Origin of the sequence: Delftia acidovorans SPH-1 (genome assembly GCF_000018665.1) — a bacterium.
GTDB lineage: Bacteria > Pseudomonadota > Gammaproteobacteria > Burkholderiales > Burkholderiaceae_C > Comamonas > Comamonas acidovorans.
This window is the reverse complement of sequence record NC_010002.1, coordinates 5,548,498-5,563,642: the sequence shown is the minus strand read 5'-3', so window position 1 is coordinate 5,563,642 and position 15,145 is coordinate 5,548,498. Positions and strand designations below refer to the sequence as shown.

14 protein-coding genes are annotated in these 15,145 nt (G+C 65.6%); all 14 read left to right on the top strand.

Annotated elements, in window-relative coordinates; genetic code table 11:
• Positions 1 to 31: 31 nt before the first annotated feature.
• The 14 genes from scpB (at position 32) to hflK (ending at position 15,135) form a co-directional block, all read left to right on the top strand.
• Positions 32 to 868 carry an SMC-Scp complex subunit ScpB gene (gene scpB / locus DACI_RS25405; RefSeq protein ID WP_012206824.1) on the top strand — a complete coding sequence of 279 codons (837 nt, stop codon included), beginning with the start codon at positions 32 to 34 and terminating at the stop codon, positions 866 to 868.
• Positions 865 to 2,268, top strand: coding sequence for a pseudouridine synthase (locus tag DACI_RS25400; RefSeq protein ID WP_012206823.1), 1,404 nt, complete (start codon positions 865 to 867; stop codon positions 2,266 to 2,268). The genes scpB and DACI_RS25400 overlap by 4 nt, the downstream gene beginning before the upstream one ends.
• Before the next feature lie 169 nt (positions 2,269 to 2,437).
• Positions 2,438 to 2,863, top strand: a complete 426-nt coding sequence (gene ndk, locus DACI_RS25395) for a nucleoside-diphosphate kinase (protein WP_012206822.1) — start codon at positions 2,438 to 2,440, stop codon at positions 2,861 to 2,863.
• Between the two features lie 92 nt (positions 2,864 to 2,955).
• The gene (gene rlmN / locus DACI_RS25390) at positions 2,956 to 4,080 is read left to right on the top strand and encodes a 23S rRNA (adenine(2503)-C(2))-methyltransferase RlmN (protein ID WP_043782590.1); all 1,125 of its coding nucleotides are present in this window, start codon (positions 2,956 to 2,958) and stop codon (positions 4,078 to 4,080) included.
• 49 nt (positions 4,081 to 4,129) lie between these two features.
• The gene (gene pilW, locus DACI_RS25385; protein ID WP_225970998.1) at positions 4,130 to 4,990 is read left to right on the top strand and encodes a type IV pilus biogenesis/stability protein PilW; all 861 of its coding nucleotides are present in this window, start codon (positions 4,130 to 4,132) and stop codon (positions 4,988 to 4,990) included.
• Positions 4,983 to 6,014 carry a RodZ domain-containing protein gene (locus DACI_RS25380; RefSeq protein WP_012206819.1) on the top strand — a complete coding sequence of 344 codons (1,032 nt, stop codon included), beginning with the start codon at positions 4,983 to 4,985 and terminating at the stop codon, positions 6,012 to 6,014. The genes pilW and DACI_RS25380 overlap by 8 nt, the downstream gene beginning before the upstream one ends.
• A gap of 2 nt (positions 6,015 to 6,016) precedes the next feature.
• Positions 6,017 to 7,300: a flavodoxin-dependent (E)-4-hydroxy-3-methylbut-2-enyl-diphosphate synthase gene (ispG, locus tag DACI_RS25375; RefSeq protein WP_012206818.1), complete on the top strand. Its 1,284-nt coding sequence runs from the start codon at positions 6,017 to 6,019 to the stop codon at positions 7,298 to 7,300.
• A gap of 179 nt (positions 7,301 to 7,479) precedes the next feature.
• Positions 7,480 to 8,739, top strand: coding sequence for a histidine--tRNA ligase (gene hisS / locus DACI_RS25370; protein ID WP_212739077.1), 1,260 nt, complete (start codon positions 7,480 to 7,482; stop codon positions 8,737 to 8,739).
• Positions 8,740 to 8,809: 70 nt separating this feature from the next.
• The gene (locus DACI_RS25365; RefSeq protein ID WP_012206816.1) at positions 8,810 to 9,493 is read left to right on the top strand and encodes a YfgM family protein; all 684 of its coding nucleotides are present in this window, start codon (positions 8,810 to 8,812) and stop codon (positions 9,491 to 9,493) included.
• 20 nt (positions 9,494 to 9,513) lie between these two features.
• Positions 9,514 to 10,671, top strand: a complete 1,158-nt coding sequence (bamB, locus tag DACI_RS25360; protein ID WP_043782580.1) for an outer membrane protein assembly factor BamB — start codon at positions 9,514 to 9,516, stop codon at positions 10,669 to 10,671.
• 15 nt (positions 10,672 to 10,686) lie between these two features.
• Complete coding sequence (gene der / locus DACI_RS25355; RefSeq protein WP_012206814.1) at positions 10,687 to 12,033, top strand: ribosome biogenesis GTPase Der; 1,347 nt, start codon at positions 10,687 to 10,689, stop codon at positions 12,031 to 12,033.
• A gap of 102 nt (positions 12,034 to 12,135) precedes the next feature.
• Positions 12,136 to 12,387, top strand: coding sequence for an RNA chaperone Hfq (hfq, locus tag DACI_RS25350; RefSeq protein ID WP_012206813.1), 252 nt, complete (start codon positions 12,136 to 12,138; stop codon positions 12,385 to 12,387).
• Positions 12,388 to 12,454: 67 nt separating this feature from the next.
• Positions 12,455 to 13,669: a GTPase HflX gene (gene hflX, locus DACI_RS25345; RefSeq protein WP_012206812.1), complete on the top strand. Its 1,215-nt coding sequence runs from the start codon at positions 12,455 to 12,457 to the stop codon at positions 13,667 to 13,669.
• 71 nt (positions 13,670 to 13,740) lie between these two features.
• The gene (gene hflK / locus DACI_RS25340; protein WP_012206811.1) at positions 13,741 to 15,135 is read left to right on the top strand and encodes an FtsH protease activity modulator HflK; all 1,395 of its coding nucleotides are present in this window, start codon (positions 13,741 to 13,743) and stop codon (positions 15,133 to 15,135) included.
• The last annotated feature ends 10 nt before the right edge of the window (positions 15,136 to 15,145 follow it).

Genomic DNA, 15,145 nt, shown 5'->3' with positions numbered 1-15,145 from the left:
ACGCGCGCCTTTGTTCCCGAGACGCTGAGCCATGAATACGGTAGATGCCAAGCGGGTCCTGGAAACTGCATTGATCTGTGCGCCGCAGCCTGTCACGCTGCGTGAGCTGCGCTCGCTGTTCGATGACGTGCTGGGCTCCGACACGCTGAAGGACCTGCTGCTGGACCTGCAGAAAGACTGGGCGCAAAAGGGCGTGGAGCTGGTGCAGGTGGCGTCTGGATGGCGCTTCCAGAGCCGGCCCGAGATGCGGGTCTATCTGGACCGGCTGCATCCCGAAAAGCCGCCACGCTACACCCGCGCGACCCTGGAGACGCTGGCGATCATCGCCTACCGCCAGCCAGTGACGCGCGGCGACATCGAGGACATACGCGGCGTGACGGTCAACAGCCTGCTGATCAAGCAACTGGAAGACCGGGGATGGATCGAGGTCATTGGCCACAGGGAAACCGTGGGCCGGCCCTCTTTGTTCGCCACCACGCGCCAGTTTCTGGACGACCTGGGCCTGCAGTCGCTGGACCAGTTGCCCATGCTCGAGGAGCCCGAATCCCAGCAAAGCCTGTTCAAGGCGCTGGAAGAGTCGGATGCGCAGGAATTGGCAGCGGACGAGGCCGCGCCAGCCGGTGACGCTCCCTTGCCCGAAGAGCCCCAGGGCGAGACAGATGCCACGGAATCGGACGGGGCAGATGCCGCAATGGCAGCAGATACGGCTCAGGCAGATACGGCAGACCTGTCGGATGCGGCAGATGCAGCGGATGCGGCAGACGCAGCGGATGCGGCAGAGACAACAGACACAACAGACACAACGGATACAGCGGATACAACGGATACGGACGGCGCTGCAAAGCAGGCCGAAGAAGGAAAGCCATGACGGGTAGTGATATCTCCAAAGACCAGGACGCCCAGCCGGCGTCCGATGAGGCCGGCGCGCAGCGCAAGGCCCGCCCTGCGCGCACGCGCGCTCCCAAGGCCGGGGCGCGGCCCGGCGCCAAGCCTGTGCGCAAGCCGCGTCCGGCCGCCGAGGCGGTGCATGCCGAAGACACCGTGCAAGAGCTGGTGCCGGCTGATGCATCAGAGTCAAGCGACTCAGGGTCTGTCGAAGGCTACGGTTTTGCGGACGTCATCTCGGGCGAGCTCGACGCCGCCGAAGAGCGCGACGATGCCGCGCCTGCCAAGCGCGTGCTGCTGCCCCAGGTCGATTCGCCCAAGCTGCACAAGGTGCTGGCCCAGGCCGGGCTGGGATCGCGCCTCGAAATGGAGCAGCTCATTCTTGAAGGCCGCATCTCGGTCAACAACGAGCCTGCCCATGTGGGCCAGCGCATCCAGTTCGGCGACCAGATCAAGGTCAATGGCCAGCCCATCCGCTTTCGCATCGACCCGCCGCCGGCGCGTGTCATCGCCTATCACAAGCCCGTGGGCGAGGTCGTCACGCATGACGATCCGCAAAACCGTCCCACGGTGTTCCGCAAGCTGCCTCGCCTGCAGCATGGCAAATGGCAATCGGTGGGCCGCCTGGACCTGAACACCGAAGGCCTGCTGCTGTTCACCAGCTCGGGCGAGCTGGCCAACTCCCTGATGCACCCGCGCTTCGGCCTGGAGCGCGAATACGCAGCCCGCGTGCTGGGCGCGCTCAGCAAGGAAGAAAAGCAGCGCCTGACCGACGGCGTGCAGCTGGAAGACGGCGTGGCCGCCTTCGGCTCCATTGAGGACGGCGGTGGTGAAGGCGCCAACTGCTGGTACCGCGTGACCATTTCCGAAGGCCGCAACCGCGAAGTGCGCCGCATGTTCGAGGCGGTGGGCCATGCCGTGAGCCGGCTGATCCGCATCCGCTACGGCGCCATGGTGCTGCCGCGAGGCCTCAAGCGCGGCGCCTGGGTGGAGCTGGACCAGGCCGATATCCAGTCCCTGGCTTCGGCAGCCGGCATGCAGGCGCGTGCGCCCGCTGCACCCAAGCCCCCGGCCGGAGGCCGCCGTGGTGGCCCGGCCGACCGCAATACCGTTCGCCGCGAAGGCGGCGGCCGCTACTTCGACGGCAATCGCCCGGCGCCCAACGCCATGCTCGACGGCCCGCGTGCCAAGCCTGCCGCCAAGGGCGGCAAGGCTGACGGCGGCCAAGGACAGGGCAAGGGGCAGGGCGGCGCAGGCGGACGGGGCAAGGGCGGCGGCAGCCAGCAGCCCGATCCGATGCGTACATCGGTGGGCTACATCGGCTCCGACAGCCTGTCGCGTGCACGCCAGAACGCCAAGCGCAAGCCGGGAGGACGCCGCTGAAAGGCGGCCGGGCCGTCCGCCTTCTGGTTCATCCAGAGGTGGTCGGCCCGCCCTGTAAGCCTGCCATTTGGCAGCACCATGTCATCAAGGACTTTGATGGCACAGCTAGAATCAACGGTTTTGTCCAATTGACAAAAATCCATAGTAACCCTGATTAGGAACCATTCAAATGGCCATCGAACGCACTCTTTCCATCATCAAGCCCGACGCCGTTGCCAAGAACGTGATCGGCCAGATCTACGCACGCTTCGAAGGCGCTGGCCTGAAGGTCATCGCTGCCAAGATGGTGCACCTGTCGCGCGGCGAAGCCGAGCAGTTCTACGGCGTCCACAAGGAGCGTCCTTTCTTCAAGGACCTGGTGGACTTCATGGTCTCCGGCCCCGTGATGATCCAGGCTCTGGAAGGCGAGAACGCCATCCTGAAGAACCGCGAACTGATGGGCGCCACCGACCCCAAGAAGGCTGAGAAGGGCACGATCCGCGCCGACTTCGCCGACAGCATCGACGCCAACGCCGTGCACGGCTCTGACGCCGCTGAAACTGCAGCCGTGGAAGTGGCTTTCTTCTTCCCCGGCATGAACGTCTACTCGCGCTAATCCCCGCGTCTTCCGCGGCCGTCATGGTCTGTCCGGTGCAGGCCGTGCCTGCCGCGGAAGAGCCGAGAGCGGCGTGGCACCGGCCTGCCGACATGAACACCAATTTGCTAGATTTTGATCTCGACGGACTTGCCGCTTACTGCGAGCAACTCGGCGAGAAGCGTTTCCGCGCGACGCAGCTGTTCCGCTGGATCCACCAGCGAGGCGCCAGCGACTTCGACCAGATGAGCGATCTGGCCAAGTCCCTGCGCGAAAAGCTCAAGGCGTGTGCCCACATCACGGCCCTGCCGGTTCTGACCGAGCATGTGTCTGCCGATGGAACAGTCAAGTGGCTGTTCGACGTGGGAGGCGGCGATGCCGTCGAAGCCGTTTTCATTCCCGAAGATGACCGGGGCACGCTGTGCGTGTCGTCCCAGGCGGGCTGCGCCGTGGGTTGCCGCTTCTGCTCCACGGGTCACCAGGGCTTCAGTCGCAACCTCAGCACGGGCGAGATCCTGGCCCAGCTGTGGTATGCCGAGCATTCGCTGCGCAAGCGCCTGGGCACGGGCGGCGAGCGCGTCATCTCCAACGTGGTGATGATGGGCATGGGCGAGCCGCTGCAGAACTACACGGCCCTGGTGCCGGCGCTGCGCGCCATGCTCGATGACCATGGCTATGGCCTCTCGCGCCGCCGCGTGACCGTGTCCACCTCGGGCGTGGTGCCGATGATCGACCGGCTGTCCCAGGACTGCGCCGTGGCCATGGCCGTGTCGCTGCACGCGCCCAATGACGAGCTGCGCGACCCGCTGGTGCCGTTGAACCGCAAGTACCCCATCCACGAGCTGCTCGATGCCTGCGAGCGATACCTGGAATTCGCGCCCCGTGACTTCATCACGTTCGAATACTGCATGCTCGATGGCGTCAATGACCAGCCTGAGCATGCGCGCCAACTGATAGAGTTGGTCCGCGCGCGTGGCGATGGCCGCAGCTGGTGCAAGTTCAACCTGATTCCGTTCAATCCGTTCCCGGCCTCGGGGCTGCTGCGTTCACCCGCAGCGCGGGTGACGGAGTTCGCCAGCCTGCTGAGCAATGCCGGCATCGTGACCACGGTGCGCAAGACACGTGGCGACGACATCGACGCAGCCTGCGGACAGCTGGCTGGCGATGTCAAGGACCGCACGCGCGCTGCCGAGCGCATGGCCAGGCAGCGCACCATTGTTCTCAAGCAGGTGCCTTGAGAAGACCTGGGGCATGCTTGGCATGCCCCGACGGAACAAAGGACAGTTCATGAAGTCAGTGGCTCGGCGGCTGCGAACGGGGGATTTCGGTACAGGCATGCGCTGGGCAGTGCCCGCGCTGGTTCTTTTCTTGGCGGGCTGCGCAGGCAAGCAGCCTTTAGTGCCCCCGACGAATTCTGGCTCCGGCAACGCTTCCTCCGTCTCCAATGCCTCGATGGCTTCTGCCGCCGAGGCCGATCCCCGCCGCCGCGCAAGCATCCGCCTGGAGCTGGCGGCTTCCTATTTCCAGGCTGGCCGCATCGATGTGGCCCTGGAAGAGGTGAATCAGGCGCTGGCCGCTGACCCCAGTTCCGCCGACGGCTACGGCCTGCTGGCCCTGATCTACATGCGCAACCAGGACTGGGACCAGGCCGACGCCAGCCTGCGCAAGGCGATGTCGCTGCGTCCCCAGGACGGCGACCTGCAGCACAACTACGGCTGGCTGCTGTGCCAGCGCAAGCAATACGCGCAAGCCCAGGAATGGCTGGACAAGGCCCTGGCCCAGCCCGGCTACCTGGAGCGCCCCAAGACCTGGATGGCCAAGGGCCTGTGCCTGCAGCAGGCCGGCCTGCTGGCCGAGGCCCAGCAGGCGCTGCTCAAGGGCTATGAACTCGATCCCGCCAACCCGGTGATCGCCTACCACCTGAGCAACGTGATGCTGCAGGGCGGCGATGCCAAGAGGGCGCAGTTCTACATCCGGCGCCTGAACAGCAGTCCCCAGTCCAATGCGGAAAGCCTGTGGCTGGGGATCAAGATAGAGAGGGCGCTGCAGCAATCTGCAGCGATGCGGCAGCTGGCTGACCAGCTGCACCAGCGCTTCCCCGAGTCCCGCCAATGGCTGGCCTACGAGCGTGGAGCATTCAATGAGTGAGGTGTTGGCGGTGCATGACGAAGCAGGTACGCAAGGCGAGAACGCACAAACTTCCATGACGGCGGGCACGCTGCTGCGCCAGGCGCGCGAGGCGGCGGGTCTGTCTCTGGCCGGGCTGGCGGCGGCACTCAAGGTGCCAGCCCCCAAGCTGGAGGCGCTGGAGGCGGATGACTACGCCGCATTCCAGGACCATGTCTTCATGCGGGCCCTGGCGCAAAGCGTCTGCCGCACGCTGCGCATGGACTCTGCATCGGTGCTGGCCCTGCTGCCGCGCACCCAGCTCAAGAGCCTGGCCGATGATCGCGGCAGCATCAACGCCACGTTCAAGGAGCGCTCCTTCAAGGCCACAGGAACATCGCTGGGACGTGAAAACGGCTCGCGCAAGGTGGCCATCATCGTGCTGCTGCTGCTGGCCGCTGCCGCTGCCGTCTACTTCCTGCCCAAGCATGAAGGCGACGCCGAAGAGCCGCAGGCCGGCGCTTCCGATGCCGCTGCCCTGGTGCAGCCTGCAGGGACTGTGTCCGAGCCCGTGGCCGCCCAGGAGCCCGTTGCGCCTGCGGCGACGACGCCGGCCGATGTGCCGGCTGCACCTGCATCTGCATCTGCATCTGCATCTGCATCTGCATCTGCATCTGCACCGGCAACTTCAGCGCCTGCGGCGGCAGCCGTTCCGGCTCCTGCGTCCACCACAACGCCTGCTGCCCCTGCTGCTGCAACAGTCCCTGCCGCCAATGCGCCTGCCGATGGCGCCGCAGCGACATCGGCAGCCACTGCGGCGCAAACGCCTGGTGGCGTGCTGGTCATGAAGGCCAACGCACAATCGTGGGTACAGGTCAAGGATTCCAGCGGCCGCGTGGTGCTGCAAAAGACGCTGGCGGCCGGTGAATCCATTGGCGCCGAGGGCGCACTGCCGCTGTCGGTCATCGTCGGCAATGCCAGCGGCACCGAGGTGCGTGTGCGTGGCGAATTGCTGGAAGTCGCCAAGACCACCCGCGACAATGTGGCCCGCTTTGAGGTGAAGTGACCGTGCAAGATCTCCCCATCACGCAGCAGCCGATAGCGATTGCCTCGCCGCTGCCGCGCAAGTCCCGCCAGGCCCGTGTGGTCTGGCGCAACAACGTCGTCACCGTGGGCGGCGATGCGCCTGTGCGCGTGCAGTCCATGACCAACACCGATACGGTGGACGCGGTCGAGACGGCCATCCAGGTGCGCCAACTGGCCCAGGCCGGCTCGGAGATGGTGCGCATCACCGTCAACACGCCCGAGGCGGCCGCCGCCGTGCCCTACATCCGCGAGCAGCTGGACCGCATGGGCGAGTACGTGCCGCTGGTGGGTGACTTCCACTACAACGGCCACCGCCTGCTCACCGAATACCCGGCCTGCGCCGAGGCACTGTCCAAGTACCGCATCAACCCCGGCAACGTGGGCAAGGGCGACAAGAAGGACAAGCAGTTCGGCCAGATGATCGAGGCGGCGGCCCGCTACGACAAGGCCGTGCGCATCGGTGTCAACTGGGGCTCGCTGGACCAGGAACTGATGGCCCGGCTGATGGACGAGAACTCGCGCCGCGCCCAGCCCTGGGACACGCGCCAGGTCATGTTCGAGGCGCTGATTTCCTCGGCCGTCGATTCCGCGCGCCTGGCCGAGTCCATGGGCCTGAATGGCGACAACATCATCCTGTCGTGCAAGGTCAGCGGCGTGCAGGACCTGATCTCGGTCTACCGGGCCCTGGCGCAGCGCTGCGACTATGCGCTGCACCTGGGCCTGACCGAAGCCGGCATGGGCACCAAGGGCACGGTGGCCTCGGCCGCCGCGCTGTCCGTGCTGCTGCAGGAAGGCATTGGCGACACCATCCGCGTCTCGCTCACGCCCCAGCCCGGCGAGGCGCGCACGCAGGAAGTGGTGGTCGCCTCCGAAATCCTGCAGGCCCTGGGCCTGCGCATCTTCGTGCCCAGCGTCACGGCCTGCCCGGGCTGCGGCCGCACCACCAGCACCACCTTCCAGGAACTGGCCAAGCAGATCGATGACTATCTGCGTGGCCAGATGCCGCTGTGGCGCATGAAGTATCCCGGTGTCGAGGCGATGAAGGTGGCCGTGATGGGCTGCATCGTCAACGGCCCCGGCGAGAGCAAGCATGCCAACATCGGCATCAGCCTTCCCGGCACGGGCGAGGCGCCCGCCGCCCCCGTCTACATCGACGGGGAAAAGGCGCTCACGCTGCGCGGCGAGCGGATTGCCGAGGAATTCCAGGCACTGGTCGAAAATTATGTAGCGCGCACCTATGGCGCCACCGCCGCTGCACCTGCCTGAGCGGCTGCACCTGCAGTTATTGCAAAATAGATAGCGCACCACGCTTTGCCTCATTGGCTCTCACGCAAAACAGGCGTTGAGAGCATGGGGCGCAAAAAGCGGGGTCAGCGCCTGTTTCCGAGCATTCATCGAACGAGAACAACGTGGCCAAACCCGAAAAACTCTCCGCCGTCAAAGGCATGAACGACATTCTTCCCGCCGAGTCCGCTCGCTGGGAATGGCTGGAAGCGCAGGTGCGTGAATTGATGGCGCGCTTTGCCTACCGCAATGTGCGCACGCCCATCGTCGAGCATACGCAGCTGTTCGTTCGTGGCATCGGCGAGGTGACGGACATTGTCGAAAAGGAGATGTACTCCTTCGAGGACAAGCTCAACGGCGAGCGCCTGACGCTGCGCCCCGAAGGCACGGCCAGCCTGGTGCGCGCCACCATCGAAAACAACCTGCTGTACGACGGCGGCAAGCGCATGTGGTACATGGGCCCCATGTTCCGCCATGAGCGCCCGCAGCGCGGCCGTTACCGCCAGTTCCACCAGATCGGCGCCGAGGCCCTGGGCTTTGCCGGCCCCGATGTCGATGCCGAACTCATCATGCTGGCCGTTTCCCTGTGGAAGCAGCTGGGCCTGACCCAGTGGCGCCTGGAAATCAACAGCCTGGGCCAGCCCGAGGAGCGCCAGGCACACCGCCAGGCCCTGATCGCCTACCTGGAGCAGCACCAGGACGTGATGGACGAAGAGGCCAAGCGCCGCATGTACAGCAACCCGCTGCGCGTGCTGGACACCAAGAATCCCGCCATGCAGGAAATGGTCAACGGCGCGCCGCGCCTGCTGGACTTCCTGGGCGAGGGCTCGCTGGCCCACTTCGACGGGCTCAAGGCCATCCTGGACGCCAACGGCGTGCCCTGGACCGTGAACCCGCGCCTGGTGCGCGGCCTGGACTACTACAACCTGACGGTGTTCGAGTTCATCACCGACATGCTGGGCTCGCAGGGCACCATCTGCGCGGGCGGCCGCTACGACTACCTGATCGAACAGGTAGGCGGCAAGAGCGCGCCTGCCGTGGGCTGGGCATTGGGTGTGGAGCGCGTGCTGGAACTCGTCAAGGAGCTCGGCACCGACATTCCCGCGCCCACGCTGCATGCCTACGCCATCGTCCCCGATGTGGCGGCCATGCCCGTGGCGCTGCGCACCCTGCAGCAGCTGCGTGAGGCCGGGGTGCGCGTGCAGATGCACGCGGCCAGCGCCGAAGGCATGGGCAGCATGAAGTCGCAGTTCAAGAAGGCCGATGCCAGCGGCGCACATTTCGCGCTGATCTTCGGCTCCGATGAGCTGCAGCAGGGCCTGGTCACCGTCAAGTCGCTGCGCGACGGCGCAGGCCAGCAGGTGCAGCAAGCCCTGGCTGATGCGGCCCAATGGGCTGCCACCCTACAATCGGCGGTTTGACCAGCATCCGCAGCTTTTCAAGCGACCGCTCCAGCGGCGACCTCCATACATAAAGCGACACAGGCGATCCATGGCAAACCATTTCGATCTCGAAGAACAAGAGCAGATAGAGCAGCTCAAGCATTTCTGGAATACCTGGGGCACGTTGATCACCGGCGTGCTCGTGGTCATCTTCGTCGGCTTTGCCGGCTGGAATGGCTACCAGTACTGGGAAAAGCGCCAGGCCACGCAGGCTGCCGCTCTGGCGCATGCCGTTGACGTGGCGCTGGCTGGCAAGGACGCGGCGCGCGCCGGCCAGGCCTTCGCCGATCTCAAGGACAAGTACGCAGGTACCACACAGGCGGCCCAGGCCGGCCTGCTGCTGGCCAAGGCTGCAGTGGACGAAGGCAAGCTCGATGACGCCAAGGCAGCCCTGAGCTGGGTGGCCGACAAGGGCGACGAAGGCTACAAGGCCCTGGCCAAGCTGCGCCTGAGCGCCGTGCTGGAGCAGCAAAAGCAATACGACGAAGCCCTCAAGGCGCTGGAAGGCAGCATGCCCGAGTCCTTCGCCGGCATCGTGGCCGATCGCCGTGGCGACATTCTTGCGGCCCAGGGAAAGCAGGCCGAGGCCATTGACGCCTACCAGCGCGCCCATGCCGCCCTGGACAAGGGTGTGGACTATGGCCGTCTGATCGAGTTCAAGCTCAATGCGCTGGGTGCTGAACCCACCGTGCTGGCACAGGCCAAGACGTCGACTTCGGAGAAGCAACCTTGAAAACCTCGGCTGATCAATTGATGGCGATTTCGCGCCCGCGCGGCGTTGCGCGCTGGATGGCTCTGGGCCTGCTGGCCGGTGCCCTGGGTGGTTGCTCCACCGTGTCCTCGTGGTTCAGCAGCGACACCAAGCCCAAGCCCCAGGAGCTGGGTGCCAACCCCGGCCTGCTGGCCGTGCACCAGGCCTGGACCGCCAAGCTCGGCGCCGAAGTGCCGCTGGCCACCGACATCCATGTGCAGGGCGACACGCTGCTGATCGCTGCCAAGGACGGCAGCGTCACGGCCCTCGATGCACGCAACGGCAGCCAGCTGTCGCGCTTCACTGTTGGCGAGCCGCTGACCGCGGGCGTGGGCGGTGACGCCGAGCGCCAGGCCGTGCTCACGCGCAGCAACCAGGTCATCGTCTACTCGCAAGGCAAGCAGCTGTGGAAGCAGCCGCTGCCCGCAGCCGCCTACACGCCGCCGCTGGTCGCGGGAGGCCGCGTCTTCGTGCTGGCAGCCGACCGCTCGCTGGCCGCTTTCGATGCCGCCAACGGCCGCAAGCTGTGGACCGCGCAGCGCCCGGGTGAGCCCCTGGTGCTGCGCCAGCCCGGTGTGCTGATCGCCGTGGGCAACACGCTGGTGGCCGGCTTGTCGGGCCGCATGGTGGGTATCGATCCCGACACCGGCGCCGTGCGCTGGGAGGCCCCGCTGGCCAGCCCGCGCGGCACCAATGACGTGGAGCGCCTGGTGGACCTCGTGGGCCGCGTCAGCCGTGTCGGTGACAGCGTCTGCGCGCGTGCCTTCCAGGCTGCCGTGGGCTGTGTGGATACGCAAAACGCATCGGTGCGCTGGACCCAGCCGTCCAAGGGTGCCGATGGCATCGACGGCGATGGTGATTCCGTGTTCGGCGCCGAGAGCAATGGCACCGTCCAGGCCTGGCGCCGCGGCGACGGCTCGCGCGTGTGGTCCATCGACCAGCTGCAGCACCGCCGCCTGACGGCGCCGTTGATGCTGGGCCGCTCGGTGGTGTTTGGTGATGACTATGGTGTGGTGCACCTGCTGTCCAAGACGGACGGACAGGCGCTGGCACGATTGAAGACGGACGACTCCGGCGTGGCCTCGCCCCCGGTATCGGCTGCCAATACGCTGGTGGTGGTAAGCCGCAGCGGAACTGTGTACGGCTTCAGGCCGGATTGATAGGTATTTTCGGGAATGAAGCCAGTTATTGCCCTGGTAGGGCGACCCAATGTGGGCAAATCGACGCTGTTCAATCGGCTGACCAAGTCGAGGGATGCAATCGTCGCGGATTTCGCGGGCCTCACGCGTGACCGCCACTATGGACAGGGCCGCCAGGGTAAGCACGAGTACATCGTGATCGATACCGGCGGTTTTGAGCCAGATGCATCCAGCGGCATCTTCAAGGAGATGGCGCGCCAGACGCAGCAGGCTGTTGCCGAGGCTGACGTCGTGGTCTTCGTTGTCGATGCGCGCCTGGGCATGTCCGCCCAGGACCACGACATCGCCAAGTACCTGCGCCGGCTGGGCAAGCCCTGCGTGCTCGTGGCCAACAAGGCCGAGGGCATGAAGGAAGGCGTGCAGCTGACCGAGTTCTACGAACTGGGCCTGGGCGATGTGCTGCCGGTTTCCGCAGCACACGGGCAGGGCGTGCGCGACCTGCTCGACCTGGCCCTGGGCCAGCTCAACCTGCCCGAGCCCGAGGAAGACGACCCCTTCGACGATGTGGCCCAAAAGCCCATCCGCCTCACCGTGGCAGGGCGCCCCAATGTCGGCAAATCCACGCTGATCAACACCTGGCTGGGTGAGGAGCGACTGGTCGCCTTCGACATGCCGGGCACCACGCGCGACGCCATCTCGGTGCCCTTCGAGCGCGCCGGCCAGAAGTTCGAGCTGATCGACACGGCAGGCCTGCGCCGCAAGGGCCGGGTGTTCGAGGCCATCGAGAAGTTCTCCGTGGTCAAGACGCTGCAGGCCATCGAAAGCGCCAACGTCGTGCTGCTGCTCATCGATGCCACGCAGGGCGTGACCGACCAGGATGCGCACATTGCCGGGTACGTGCTGGAAAGCGGCCGTGCCGTGGTGCTGGCCGTGAACAAATGGGATGCGGTGGACGACTACCAGCGCCAGATGCTGGAGCGCTCGATCGAGACGCGCCTGTCCTTCCTCAAGTTCGCCCCCATGCATTTCATCTCGGCGGAAAAGCGCCAGGGCCTGGGTCCGCTGTGGAACTCCATCATCCAGGCGCACAAGGCTGCCACCTGCAAGATGCCCACGCCGGTGCTCACGCGCCTGCTGATGGAGGCCGTACAGTTCCAGACGCCCAAGAAGACGGGCATCTACCGCCCCAAGATGCGCTATGCGCACCAGGGCGGCATGAACCCTCCGGTCATCGTCATACACGGCAATTCGCTCGAGCATGTGACGGAGGCCTACAAGCGCTTCCTCGAAGGGCGATTCCGCAAGGAATTCAATTTGGTTGGCACGCCGTTGCGGATCGAGTTGAAAACCTCTCATAATCCTTTTGCCGACAAGGACAAGTAACAAGCTACGGGATTTCGGGAAAACCCTTGTACGAACAAGGGCCCCAAAACACTGTGGTAAGGTGTCGGTTTACAACAACACTCTTCGAACACGGAGAATATCGTGAGCAACAAAGGCCAACTCCTCCAAGACCCGTTCCTGAACGCGCTTCGCCGCGAACATGTTCCGGTGTCCATCTACCTCGTCAACGGCATCAAGCTGCAAGGCCAGATCGAATCCTTCGACCAGTACGTGGTTCTGCTTCGCAACACCGTCACGCAGATGGTTTACAAGCACGCCATCTCCACCATTGTTCCCGGCCGCGCCGTGAACTTCTCCACGGCCGAAGCTGCCGGCAGCGACGCCAGCGCTTGAGCTCGCGGCGCCCTGATGCCTCCCCGCACCGCCGGGGAGCTTCCTCACCCTTCGGGAGAGGTTTTTCTTGAGTTCTGAATCTTTTGACCGGTCCACGCCAACGCCAGTGCTGCTGGTGGGCGTGGATTTCGGCTTTCCCCATTTCGATGGCGAGTTGGAAGAGCTGGGCCTGCTGGCCGGCACGGCCGGCCTGCGTCCCGTTGCACGCCTGACCTGCAAGCGCAAGGTGCCCGATGCGGCGCTGTTCGTGGGCAGTGGCAAGGCCGACGAAATCCGCATGCTCGCCCAGATGCACGGTGCCCAGGAAGTGCTGTTCGACCAGGCCCTGAGCCCGGCCCAGCAGCGCAATCTGGAACGCCATCTGCAGATGCCGGTCAACGACCGCACCCTGTTGATCCTGGAGATCTTCGCCCAGCGTGCGCGCAGCCATGAAGGCAAGCTGCAGGTGGAACTGGCGCGCCTGCAATACGTGGCCACGCGCCTCGTGCGGCGCTGGACCCACCTGGAGCGGCAGATGGGCGGCATCGGCGGCCGTGGCGGCCCTGGCGAAAAGCAGATCGAGCTGGACCGCCGCATGATCGACGAGTCGATCAAGCGCACCAAGGAGCGGCTGCAGAAGGTCAAGAAGCAGCGCGCCACGCAGCGTCGGCGGCGCGAGCGCCATGGCATCTTCAATATCTCTCTGGTTGGCTACACCAACGCCGGCAAGTCCACGCTGTTCAATGCGCTGGTCAAGGCGCGCGCCTATGCGGCCGACCAGCTGTTCGCCACGCTGGATACGACCACGCGCCAGCTGTACCTGAATGAAGCCCAGCAATCGGTGTCCCTGTCGGATACCGTGGGGTTCATCCGCGACCTGCCGCACGGCCTGGTCGATGCATTCCAGGCCACGTTGCAGGAGGCGATCGATGCCGATCTTCTGCTGCACGTGGTCGACGCCTCCAATCCGAATTTCCCAGAGCAAATCCAACAAGTCCAGAAAGTTCTGAAGGAAATCGGTGCCCAGGAGGTGCCTCTGGTACTGGTTTTCAACAAATTGGACGCCGTCGATCCGGAGCGGCTTCCAGCGCAGTTGCAGGACCAGTACGAGCTTGACGGGCTGCCTGTTTCACGGGTGTTCGTCAGCGCCCGCTCCGGCGAGGGGCTGCCGCAGCTGCGGCAGTTGCTGGCCGAGCATGCGCTGCGCGCGGAGGCGGAACACGCCGAAGCGCACGGTGGTGATGAGCGGGATCAGGAGGAGGTGGATGGCGCGATGCCCCCTGGGCAGGACGCCGAATACTAGGGGCTAGCGCCCTGATTGGGCAAAATGCCGATTGGGTCCCTGTCTTTACCGAAGAAACCGAGACTTCTCGCATGAATCTTTCACAACGCGCCCATCGCTGGGCGATGCTGCCGCAGCGCCTTCGCGGGATGTTCAACCTGAATGATCCGCGATGGGGACGTGGCGACGACAAGAACGACGATGCTTCGCGCCCCGATGCCGACCGTCCCGCGCCGCCGCCCCCGCCTGCGGAACCTGCACGCGACAACCGCGACAGCCGTGACAACCGCCCCTCGTCGGGCGGCGGCCAGCCGCCTGATCTGGATGAGCTGTGGCGCGACCTCAACCGCAAGCTCTCGGGCCTGTTCGGCGGCAAGCCGGGCGGCGGCCGTGGCCAGCCGCCCATCCGCAATGGCGGCGGCAGCCAGCCGCCGGACATGCGCAGCGCCGGCATGGGCGTGGGCCTGATCGCCGGCATTGCCTTCATCATCTGGATGGGCACGGGCATCTTCATCGTCCAGGAAGGCCAGCAGGCCGTCATCACCCAGTTCGGCAAGTACAAGAGCACGGTGGGCGCCGGCATCAACTGGCGGCTGCCGTACCCGATCCAGCGCCATGAACTGGTCTTCGTGACGCAGATCCGCTCGGCCGACGTGGGGCGCGACACCATCATCAAGAGCACGGGCCTGCGCGAGTCGGCCATGCTCACCGAGGACGAGAACATCGTCGAGATCAAGTTCGCCGTCCAGTACCGCCTGAGCGACGCGCGCGCCTGGCTCTTCGAGAGCAAGAACCCGTCCGAGGCCGTGGTCCAGGCCGCAGAGACTGCCGTGCGCGAAGTCGTCGGCAAGATGAAGATGGACACGGCGCTGGCCGAGGAGCGCGACCAGATCGCCCCGCGCGTGCGCGACCTGATGCAGACCATCCTGGACCGCTACAAGGTGGGCGTGGAAGTCGTGGGCATCAACCTGCAGCAAGGCGGCGTGCGTCCGCCCGAGCAGGTCCAGGCGGCCTTCGACGACGTGCTGCGTGCCGGCCAGGAGCGTGAGCGTGCGAAGAACGAAGCGCAGGCCTACGCCAACGACGTGGTGCCGCGCGCAGCCGGCTCGGCAGCGCGCCTGCTGGAAGAGTCCAACGGCTACAAGGCCCGCATCGTGGCTCAGGCCCAGGGTGATGCGCAGCGCTTCAGCTCGGTGTTCACCGAGTACCAGAAGGCTCCCCAGGTCACGCGCGACCGCATGTACCTGGAAACCATGCAGCAAATCTACGGCAACGTGACCAAGGTGCTGGTGGAATCGCGCCAGGGCTCCAACCTGCTGTACCTGCCGCTGGACAAGATCATGCAAGGCGTGAGCGGCAATGTGCCGGCAGCCGACAGCTCGGCGGCCCCCAGCACCCAGGCGCCTGCGCCTGCCGCCATTCCCGGCCTTTCGAACGATGCGCGCAGCCGCGACAGCAGTCGCAGCCGTGACCGCGAAGCACGCTGAGGAGCAGCCC